The sequence below is a fragment of the Komagataeibacter swingsii genome (genome assembly GCF_003207895.1).
GTDB lineage: Bacteria > Pseudomonadota > Alphaproteobacteria > Acetobacterales > Acetobacteraceae > Komagataeibacter > Komagataeibacter swingsii.
Genome location: NZ_NKUB01000019.1, coordinates 40,306 through 50,666, shown reverse-complemented (window position 1 = coordinate 50,666; position 10,361 = coordinate 40,306). Strand labels below are relative to the sequence as shown.

Genomic DNA, 10,361 nt, shown 5'->3' with positions numbered 1-10,361 from the left:
CCAGGCCAGATCCGCATCCGCCAGTTCTTCGGTATTGCGGTTGACCAGCCGCACGTCCCATTCCGCGGGCAGCAGGGCCGCAACGGTAATCAGGCCAAGCGGCGCCGCCGGATAGCGCGCCCCGGCCAGGTCGCATGCCGCCTGATAGTTCCAGAATGAATTGGCGTTGAAGCGCGGGAAGATCATCAGGACCTTGCAGGGATCGGCCATTATGATGACATCCCTTGGCCTGCCTCCCCTTCCTGATTGAAACGGCCTCCCCGGTCAGTGGCAGGGCGCATGCGGACGGAGTGATCCATCTGTGGCGAAATGGCGCTATTGCGGCGAACGGTCGTCATATGGATCTTCCATCTGGATGAAGAATGTCTCTACACCTCCTGGCCCGCAATAGCGATAGAAGAGCTTTTGCAATGCATGATACCCGCATTGCAAAATGTAACAGGGTTGCGAAGCCTCCGTTTTCCGGCCTCGGTCATCATTATCCCAGCCGTGCGGGCGCCGGCACGACCGTAAGCGCGTGGTCGGCAAGTGGCCGCTGCAACCACAGCGCGTCCGGGGCTGGCGCATTCATCCAGGCATCCAGTTCGTCCGGCCGGGTCAGGATGACGGGCATGGCCCTGGGATGGATCGCGCCGACCACCCGGTTGGCGGTCGTGGTCAGGAACCCGAACAGGGTGTCCGTGGTCTCGCCATCCGCAAGCCTGCGCACCGATGTCCACTGGCACCAGATACCGGCGAAAAACGCCAGTGGCTCGCCCCCGCTGCGGGCGAACCAGACGGGCCTGCTGCCCCCGTCGGGCAGATGCTCCGGTTCTGAAAAGGCCGTAAGCGGCACGAGGCAGCGATGCGCGGTCCCTTCCCAGCGTTTCCACCATGGCGAGGTCGGATTGCGGATGTTGGTCACCCCCCGGTCCACCTTGCGCCCCTTCAGGTAACCCGGCGGCGTGGGCATGCCCCAGCGCGCCATGACCAGTTCGCGACCGCCCCGCGCATTGCGTACGACAGGGGCCAGGGTGTTGGGCCAGATCTCGGGCAGGGGCGCAAGGTTGCCGGTATGATCCATCATGACCCCCGCTGCCTCACGGATGGCCTGCTGGCTGTCCGTCATTGCATAAAGGTTGCACATGCCTCTCCCCTTCATATGGCGTTTCCCGACTGGTAACGCCCATCGGCGCAACAGGGCCATGCGATATGTCGGGGCGCGCATACGGCAACGGCTCCCTTTCCCGATGGATCGGGAAAGGAAGCCGCCATAATCACGCTGCCCGCAGGCCAGGCCGGGTTTCAGAAATCGAGCGAGGTCTTGACGTAATACATCCCGCCGTTGAACCCGTAGGGGGAATAGGAGGCGTATTTGGACAGGCCCTGCTGTGAATCGGCAATCGTTCTGGAAATGCGGGTCGGGTATTTGTTGCCAAGGTTGTTGGCGCCGACGCCGATGGTCCAGCGCGGCACGGGCTTGTAGTCCACTTCCAGGTTGGTGATGAAGGCCGGGTTCTGCTCAAACGGCACGGAACCGGGGCCGGTCGGGGCCGCCATGTAGGTAATGGAGCCATAACGCATTTCCTGCAGGAAGACCGACCATTTCCTGTACTGCCAGTTCACGCTGATCTGCTCGCGGTTCTTTGGCGCGGAATGCAGGACCATTTCCTTGGTGTATTCGTTCACCAGATTGTTGCGGGCGGAACGGATCTCGTTATCGGAGAAGTTGATGCCCATGGCGAAGCGGAACTTGCCAAAGCGGTGCGTATGCAGCGTGTAATCGGCGCTCAGGTCCCCGCCGAATGTCTGGGTATTATACAGGTTGGCATAGTATGACAGTGACGTTGCGCTGGAAATATTGGCCTGGGCCAGCAGTTTTTCCAGTTCGGTGTCACTTGCATTGACCGTATAGGACTTTGTGCTGCCCAGGCGGTCATTGATTGCGATGTAGTACAGGTTGCCCGTGATGTGGAAGTCATCAACCGGCGTCGCATCCAGCCCGATGGTATAGCTGCGCGAATACTCGCCCTTCATGTTGCCAGCGCCCAGGTATTTGGCGATGGCGCTGTTCGCGGGCACCTGGTCCACGGTGTAACCGGGATAGGGCGCTGAATAGAAATAGGACATTTCACCCAGCGTGGGCGGACGGTAGCCGGAATTGATGTTGGCGCGGATGGCCCAGCGCTTGTTGAAGTTGTAGCGCGTGCCGATGGACCCGGTCTCGACGGTGGCCAGGTTGTTGTAGCTGTCAACGCGGCCGCCCAGCGTCCATTCCCATTTCTTGGTGATGTAGAAATCAAGGTTGGCGAAACCTTCATATACGTCACGGTTCTGGTTGGTAACCGCCATGGGCACGTTGCCGGGATGGTCGGTCGCCCCCTGCCCGCCCCATGACGCGGTTTCACCCTGCGTCATCTGGAAGGTGTCGTGACGGTATTCCGCGCCGAATTTCAGGTTGATGTCACGCGGCAGCAGCCCGGTATGGAACGAACGCGACCCCCGCAGCCCCGTCGTCAGTTCGGATGCGATCGACTCACCATCATAAAAGGAAGTCTGGGTCGGGTCATAGACGTAGGAGCCACCCGACATCGTGGCGTTTTCGGAATCCTTGGTGCCGTATTTCTGCTGGTCGCGGCCATAGGTTACGTACGCATCCCACGCAAAACCGAATTTGCGCGCGCGGATGCCGTTATCCGTCTCGAAATCATACTGGTCCATGGTGATGTAGGGCTGGTCGCCATTGGGGTAGAGCGACGGGTTGACCCATTCATCCGCCCCTGAATTGGCGCGGTAGGTTTCAGGCACGTTGGCGCGACGGTGCGAGAAGGTGGACGTGCTGTAGAAGCTGAACCCATGCGCGAAGGGAACGGACATGTTCTCGCTCAGCGTCTCAAGCGTGGACTTGGGCAGGCCCAGGCCGCGCTGCACGTTGCGGTCCGCGGTGGCGTTGCGCGTGGGGTCGGCAAACAGGGTGCCATAGAAATCACCGCCGCGCGTCGTGGGCAACTGGTGGGTGACCTGCGCCGCAAGGTCAAGGTAGCCGCCCTTGTTGCCCAGCGCCATGGCGTAGCTGGCCGAGCCATCCAGCGCCTGGCCGTCGCCCGCGTAATAGCCGCTGTTCTTGAAATTGATGGTGCCGCCCTGCGTATCGCGCTTCAGCACGATATTGACCGCGCCCGCGATCGCGTCCTGACCGTACAGCGCGGACGCGCCTTCGGTAATGACCTCGATATGGTCGATCGCCGTGATGGGGATAAGCGAGATATCGGCCGGCTCGCTGCCCCAGTTGGTGCCCGCGTTGGAATTGAAGTTGGCGCCGATATGGCGGCGGTGGCCGTTCACCAGGATCAGCGTGTCATCAGGCGACTGCCCGCGCAACTGCATGGTCTGGACAAAGGAGCTTGCGCCGCCACCGGGCAGGGCGGCCGTGGTGATGGCGGGGTTGGCCTGCGCCAGCGCGGACAGCACATTGGTCTGGCCGGTCTTGAGCAGTTCCGCGCCGGTCACGACCGTTACCTGCGTGGTGCTGTGGCGCGCAGCGCCCGGCGAGAAGATGGAGTTGGTCTGGTGCCCGCCCACATGGATTTCTTCCGGCCGGTCGGATGCGCGCAGCGCCGTGGGCGTGGCATGCTTCACGACGGTCGTTTTTTTGACGGGGGCAGCCCTGTAATGCTTTTCAGGCGAAGGGACGGCGGTTGTCGCGGCTTCACCCACAACAGGTACGAATGTACCGAACGCAACCCCGGCTACCAGATATAACTTCCGCTTTGATAGGCCTGACATCTGCCTTCCCCCCCCCTGAAAATCGACCGGACGTTTGGTAACGAACATGTGCAGGGTTATGATGCGCATTCGTTACGATGTGGCGTCATATGGATTATTGATATGTTCGGGGGCGATGGCGGTCCTTACTTGGTTTTAATGAATTATATAATTGAAAACGTTCCGGGTTTCGCAACGTGTCGCGTTTTTGACACTATACATCGCAAGTATCGGGAATCCCGTTTCGCAACGGTGGTGGAACGGCCACGCGACAATCCGGATAAGGCGGCGTTGACTGGCCGAAACGTCATGCCCGCGCATGACAATATATTGACAATTCCAGAAATATCCCCATTATCAATGCAATAAAGCCCAAGCCTAATAATATTCATGGAGTTCCAGTTGGACATACGGCGACTGCAGGCTTTTATTAAAATCATTGATCTGGGCAGCATTTCCCGTGCGGCTGACCTGCTTAATATCGCCCAGCCCGCGTTGAGCCAGCAACTGGCCACACTTGAAAACGCCTTCAAGCAGAAACTTGTCATCAGAAGCAAAAGCGGCGTGACACCCACCACGGCCGGGTCGGAACTGTACCGCCACGCGCAGACCCTGACCAAGCAGTTCGACCGCGCCATGGTTGAAATAACCCAGGGGGCCGGGCCGCTGGTGGGCAAGGTGTCGGTCGGGCTGTCGCCCTACAGCGCGGGGTCCACGCTTTCGGTCAAGCTGTTGCAGCGCGTGCGCGCCTGCCTGCCCGACATCACGCTGCACCTGACCGAAAGCTTTGATGACATCTATAGCGAACTGATCATGACCGGGCGGCTGGACATGGCGGTCATCCATGGCGCGGGACCGATCAAGGGCGTTATCTTCACCCCGCTGATGAAGGAGGAATTCTTCCTGCTCGCCCCGCACGGGCTGGAATTCCCGCAAGATGAAACCGGGGCGGTGCAACTGGCGGACATAGCCGATACGCCCCTGCTGCTGCCGCCCAAGCACAACTTTGTCCGCAAGAGCGTGGACATGGCCTTCGTGCGCAAGCAGCTTGAACCGCGCATCGTGGCCGAGATCGAGGCGCTGATTACCTTGCAGGGCGCGATAGAGGAAGGCATCGGCAGCACCATCCTGCCATGGTCCGTCGCCAGCCGTATTGTCGTGCCGGGCCGTTCGCGCATCTATCCGCTGCGCAACCCCGTCATTCAGGAGGATGTTTCGCTGTGCATCCCCGAAATCATTCCTGAAACGGAAGCCTCCGTCGCGGTGCGCGAACTGCTCATCGAGCTGGCCAAGGCCATGGCGGCCTCGCACAACTGGCCGGGCACCCAGCCTTTCGGCTGAAGCTCAGCCCGCCTGCCGCCCCACGTTGGGGCTGGTCAGCGCATCGGGGCGCAGCAGGTCCGCAAGCCGTTCGGGCGAAAGCAGCCCTTCCGCCACGATCAGCTCCGTCACCCTGCGGTTTTCCGCCAATGCGCGTTTGGCAATGGCCGAACACGTATCGTAACCCAGCACCGGCACCAGCGCCGTGATAATGCCGATATTGATGTCGGACAGGTACTGGCACCGCGCCGTGTCAGCGGAAATACCGCTGATGCAGCGCGTGGCCAGGGTTTCGATGGCGGCGCGCAATGTCCTGATGGATGTAAACAGGCAGTAGCCGATCATCGGTTCGAACGCATTGAGCTGCAATTGCCCGCTATCGGCGCACATTGTAATGGTCATGTCATGGCCCGCGACCAGATAGGCCACCTGATTGACGGCCTCGGGGATGACGGGGTTGACCTTGCCCGGCATGATGGATGACCCCGCCTGCACCGCCGGCAGCACGATTTCGCCCAGTCCCGTCCGTGGCCCGCTGGACAGCAGGCGCAGGTCGCTGGACATTTTCGACAGCTTCAGCGCCAGGCGCTTCAGCACGCCGGAAAACAGGACGAAGGCCCCCACATCCGATGTCGCCTCGATCAGGTCCGGCGCGCCGGCCATGGGCCGCCCGGTCAGGTGGCGCAGCTCCGCCATGACGGTCGATGCGTAACGCGGGTCGGTATTCAGCCCCGTACCAATGGCCGTGCCGCCCAGGTTGACCTGCCCGAACGCCGTGGCATGGGTCTTTATACTGCTGATTTCCGTGGCGATCGCCGTGCGGAACGCGCCGAATTCCTGCCCCAGCGTCATGGGCACGGCATCGCGTAGCTGCGTGCGGCCGACCTTCAGGATCGCGCCAAAGGCTTCCGCCTTTTCATCCAGCGCCGCATGCAGCCCCTCAAGGGCGCGCACCAGCGGGTCAACCGCCAGCAGCAGGCCCAGCCGGAGCGCCGTCGGGTAAACATCATTGGTGGACTGCGCCATGTTGACATGGTCATTGGGGTGCAGCACGGCGTACGTGCCCGGCTTTTCCCCCAATAGCCCGAGGGCCACGTTGGCGATGACCTCATTGGCGTTCATGTTCGTCGATGTGCCCGCCCCGCCCTGCATGGCATCCACGACAAACTGCGCGTGGTAGGCGGAATCCTGCAGTATGAGCTGGCATGCGCCCGCAATGGCGTCGGCGCGCGTGCGGTCCAGGTAACCCAGCGCAAGATTGGCCCGGGCCGCCGCCAGCTTGACCGTCACCAGCCCCTGCACCAGTTCCCCGAACGTGCCGATTGTCGTGCCGCTGATGGGAAAGTTGTCAAGCGCGCGTTTGGTATGCACGCCCCACAGGGCGCCGGGGGGAATGGTGACTTCGCCCAGCAGGTCGCGCTCCGTGCGCGGGCCGGGTGCTGCCGTCCCGATCCCCGTGGGGCCGGTCGGAATGCGGGTTGTGGCGTCTGGCGCCAAGGGGGTCATATTCATCATTCCGGCCTATGCAGGTTAAAAGATTGTTTCGAGACAACCTGTTGATGAAATAATAAAAATTTCCGGGCGCTGCCTTCTGTCAAAAAAGGCAGTATTCTTCGAAGCTTCTTGGAACAAGGCCGCACCAAGGACTTCTTCAGGGACTGTTTGAAAAGTCAGCTCATGATGGCGCTTTAAAATCAAAGGAAGTTTTTGGTGAAGCTTTTTGCAGAAGCTTCGAAAGCAGGCCGCCTTTCTGAAAAAAGACAGCACCCAAAAACTTTTATTGTTTTTCATCAATGATTTGTTTTCAAACAGTCTCTTAGTCATTGCGGGGCCGTTTTCCTGCCACGAAACCCTGCGCACGCTGCCCGCATGTCATGCCAGCAAGGCGGCATGCCCGGTCGCGCCGGATACTGTTGCCCGCATGGTCACAGCATCCGGCCGGCATGTGTCAGTCGGGCTGGATATGCAGGACGGGCGCGCCATATCCCACCAGCGCGCCGGGCTGGCCCACAACATCCACCACCATGCCCGCCACCGGCGCGGTCACCGGCACCTGCAGGCTGTCCAGTGTCAGCAGGGCCACCACATCCCCCTGCGCCACCCTTGTCCCCGCCGGGGCAAAAGGCGCATCGCGCAACGGATGGGTCAGGCACAGATGGCCGAAATACGGCGTCGTAACCGCAACACGCCCTGCCCCGGCATCCGCCTGCGGGGGGGCGGCCTGCGCTGCGGGCGGGACCGGTGCCGCCTGCCCCACGCGGATGCGCAGCTTCAGGCCCGCCGCCGCGTTCGTCAGTTCCAGGCTGTCCAGCCCCGCCTGCGCCAGCCATGTCGCCATCTGTGCGATCTGTTCGGGTTCCGGCAGCCGGTCGAACGGGGGCACCAACTGTTCGGGGCGGTTGTTCATGGCGCCGTCCTCCGTGCAAGCCAGCGTTCAAGATAGTGGATGTCCACCCCGCCGCGCCGGAAATCCGGGTCCGCCAGCAGGTCGCGGTGCAGGGCGATGTTGGTTGACACCCCTTCCACCTTCATTTCCGCCAGCGCCACCTGCATCCGCGCAATGGCTTCGGCGCGGGTTGCGCCATGGCTTATGACCTTGCCGATCAGCGAGTCATAATAGGGCTGTACCGTATAACCCGCCACCACATGCGTATCGACCCGGATGCCCGGCCCGCCGGGCAGGTCCCAGCGCGTGATGGTGCCCGGCGAGGGCATGAAGGTGAACGGGTCCTCGGCATTCAGGCGGCATTCGATGGAATGGCCCAGCAGCGGGATGTCCGGCTGCGCGATACCCAGCGGTTCGCCCTGCGCGATACGCAGTTGCCCGGCCACGATGTCGATGCCTGTCGTCTCCTCCGTAATCGGGTGTTCGACCTGCACGCGGGTATTCATTTCGATGAAGGCGAATACCCCGTCTTCATACAGGAATTCGAACGTGCCCGCGCCACGGTAGCCGATACGGCGGCAGGCTTCGGCGCAGCGTTCGCCGATTTCGGCAATCGTTTCGGGGGCGATGCCGGGGGCGGAGGCTTCCTCCAGCACCTTCTGGTGGCGGCGCTGCAATGAACAGTCGCGCGCGCCCAGCCATAGCGCCGTGCCGTGGGTGTCACACAGCACCTGTATCTCGATATGGCGCGGTTTCTGCATGAAGCGTTCAAGGTAGAGCGTCGGGTTGCCGAACGCCTGCTGTGCTTCCTTGGCGGTCAGTGTTACGGCCTGCGCCAGGTCGGCCTCGCGCTCGACCACGCGCATGCCGCGCCCGCCGCCACCGCCCGATGCCTTGACGATAACGGGAAAGCCCACCTGCAACGCAATGGCCTTCACCGCGTCCATGTCAGCAGGCAGCGGCCCGTCCGATCCGGGCACGCAGGGCACGCCCGCGTCGCGCATGGCGCGCTTGGCGGTAATCTTGTCGCCCATCATGCGGATCGACGCGCCCGTCGGCCCGATGAAGGTCAGGCCCGCCGCCGCCACCGCATCGGCGAAATCAGCGTTTTCCGACAGGAAGCCATAACCGGGATGGATGGCCTGCGCCCCGGTCAGGCGGGCGGCCAGAAGCAGCCCGTCCGCATCCAGATAGCTGCGCGCGGCGGCGGCGGGGCCGATGCACAGGGCGATGTCGGCCTCATGCACATGGCGGCTGTCGGCGTCGGCTTCGGAATACACGGCCACCGTTTCCAGGCCAAGCTGGCGGCAGGCGCGCTGGATGCGCAGCGCGATCTCGCCACGATTGGCGATCAGCACCCGGCTGAAACGTGGGATCTCACTCATGCCAGACGGAACAGGGGGGTCCCTGCCTCCACTTCCGTGCCGTCTTCCACCAGCACGGCGGCGATCGTGCCAGCCTGCGTGGCGCGCACGGCGTTGAACACCTTCATGGCCTCCACCAGCCCCACTTCCTGCCCCACCTGCACTTCCTGCCCCACCGTGACGTAGGGGGCCGCGCCGGGCGAGGGCGAGAGATGGAACACGCCATAGGATGGGGCCGTGATGACGGCCTGCGCCACGGGCGGCGGTTCCGGCGCGGCCACAGTCGGCGCGCGGACCGCCTCCACGATAGTTGCGGGCGCGGGTGTCGCGGCGGGCGGCGCACCACCACCACCACGGGTGATGCGGATGCGGCAGCCGCCTTCCTCAACCTCAAGCTCCGTGACCGGGGCATGGGCCACAAGGTCGATCAGCCGCCTGACATGCGTGAGATCCACTGGCCTTACGCCGCGCCGGACGTCTTCTTGGCGAAGTTCAGGCCGCCCACCACCTGCATGGTCGGCAGCACTTCCATGAAGCTGACATTCATGCGCTGCGGCGCCATGACGGCAAAGGCGACGGAGTTTGCGATATCCTCGGGCAGCAGGGATTCGTATTCGTCAAAGAAGCGCTTCTTCGCTTCCTCCATGTTGCCGATCAGGCGGCCGAACACCTCGGTCTCGCACCGCGCGGGCGAGACCTCGGTCACGCGGATGTGGCGGCCGAACAGGTCGCAGCGCAACTGCTGCGACAGCGAATGCACGCCCGCCTTGGTGGCATGGTAGACCGTGTTGCCGCCGGCAAAGGCATAATGCCCGGCGATGGAGGTGATGTTGACGATATGCCCGCGGTCACGCGCGATCATGCCCGCGACCACCAGCCGCGTCAGTTGCAGCACCGCGCGCAGGTTCACGTCCACCAGGGCGTCGATATCTTCCGGCGTGGTGTTGGTGATGTTGCCCGTGCGCGACTGCCCGGCATTGTTGACCAGGATGTCGATCTCCAGCCCGTTGACCAGCGCCTCGATCCCCGCCTGGTCGGATACGCTGACGGCATGCACGACGCAGCCGGTTTCCTGCGACAGCGCTTCCAGCCGCGCCGCGTCACGCGCCAGGGCATGGACCTCGATCCCTTCCTTCGACAGGCGGCGGACGATTTCCGCGCCAATGCCAGAGGATGCGCCAGTGACGAGGGCGGTGCGGTACGGCTGGTTGCTCATGGTAAGAAAACCCGATCCTGAACAGAGATGACGCCTCCCGCCCGGCCCCACAACGGGTGCCGGATGTTCAGCTATTCACTTCATGCTAACGGGCGCGGCCAGCATGCGCCAAGAGCACTTCGTTCTCACGCCATAACAATATATGATGGCCCGGCTATCGCCCTGATCCATAAGATTATCCGATGGCCATACAGCCAGAATTGCACTGGTCATCGTTACGCAAACGGCCATAGTTTGCAGGTCGGCGCCGGACGGCGGGAAACCTGTATTGCCGTGGTCCGGGCCTGATGCCTGATCCTGCCATTTTCCGGGATATGACCAGCACTGTTCC

General features: G+C 62.5%; 9 protein-coding genes and 1 pseudogene. 1 reads left to right on the top strand and 9 read right to left on the bottom strand.

Annotated elements, in window-relative coordinates; translation table 11 throughout:
- From CFR76_RS12930 to CFR76_RS12920, 3 genes and pseudogenes are all read right to left on the bottom strand, one after another.
- Positions 1-210, bottom strand: a pseudogene (locus tag CFR76_RS12930) (B12-binding domain-containing radical SAM protein); the annotation flags it as partial.
- Between the two features lie 268 nt (positions 211-478).
- Positions 479-1,126 (bottom strand): SOS response-associated peptidase, encoded by a 648-nt coding sequence (locus CFR76_RS12925; protein WP_110557409.1) that lies wholly within the window; start codon positions 1,124-1,126, stop codon positions 479-481.
- Between the two features lie 158 nt (positions 1,127-1,284).
- Positions 1,285-3,765, bottom strand: a complete 2,481-nt coding sequence (locus tag CFR76_RS12920) for a TonB-dependent receptor plug domain-containing protein (RefSeq protein ID WP_110557417.1) — start codon at positions 3,763-3,765, stop codon at positions 1,285-1,287.
- Between the two features lie 381 nt (positions 3,766-4,146).
- Between CFR76_RS12920 and CFR76_RS12915 the strand changes: the two genes are divergently transcribed.
- Entirely contained in the window at positions 4,147-5,085 is a 939-nt protein-coding gene (locus CFR76_RS12915) for a LysR substrate-binding domain-containing protein (protein ID WP_167402137.1), read from the top strand.
- Positions 5,086-5,088: 3 nt separating this feature from the next.
- On the opposite strand, the gene CFR76_RS12910 is transcribed toward CFR76_RS12915, so the two are convergent.
- The 6 genes from CFR76_RS12910 to CFR76_RS12890 all read right to left on the bottom strand — a co-directional run bounded on the left by CFR76_RS12910 (position 5,089) and on the right by CFR76_RS12890 (position 10,030).
- The gene (locus tag CFR76_RS12910) at positions 5,089-6,570 is read right to left on the bottom strand and encodes an aspartate ammonia-lyase (protein WP_110557416.1); all 1,482 of its coding nucleotides are present in this window, start codon (positions 6,568-6,570) and stop codon (positions 5,089-5,091) included.
- A 24-nt stretch (positions 6,571-6,594) separates the two neighbouring features.
- On the bottom strand, positions 6,595-6,888 hold the full coding sequence (locus tag CFR76_RS18120; protein ID WP_167402136.1) for a hypothetical protein: 294 nt from the start codon (positions 6,886-6,888) through the stop codon (positions 6,595-6,597).
- 124 nt (positions 6,889-7,012) lie between these two features.
- Positions 7,013-7,471: a biotin/lipoyl-containing protein gene (locus CFR76_RS12905; RefSeq protein ID WP_110557407.1), complete on the bottom strand. Its 459-nt coding sequence runs from the start codon at positions 7,469-7,471 to the stop codon at positions 7,013-7,015.
- The gene (gene accC, locus CFR76_RS12900) at positions 7,468-8,835 is read right to left on the bottom strand and encodes an acetyl-CoA carboxylase biotin carboxylase subunit (protein ID WP_110557406.1); all 1,368 of its coding nucleotides are present in this window, start codon (positions 8,833-8,835) and stop codon (positions 7,468-7,470) included. Before accC ends, CFR76_RS12905 begins: the two co-directional genes overlap by 4 nt.
- Positions 8,832-9,269, bottom strand: a complete 438-nt coding sequence (locus CFR76_RS12895) for an acetyl-CoA carboxylase biotin carboxyl carrier protein (protein ID WP_110557405.1) — start codon at positions 9,267-9,269, stop codon at positions 8,832-8,834. The genes accC and CFR76_RS12895 overlap by 4 nt, the downstream gene beginning before the upstream one ends.
- Before the next feature lie 5 nt (positions 9,270-9,274).
- Entirely contained in the window at positions 9,275-10,030 is a 756-nt protein-coding gene (locus tag CFR76_RS12890; protein ID WP_110557404.1) for an SDR family oxidoreductase, read from the bottom strand.
- Between the last annotated feature and the right edge of the window lie 331 nt (positions 10,031-10,361).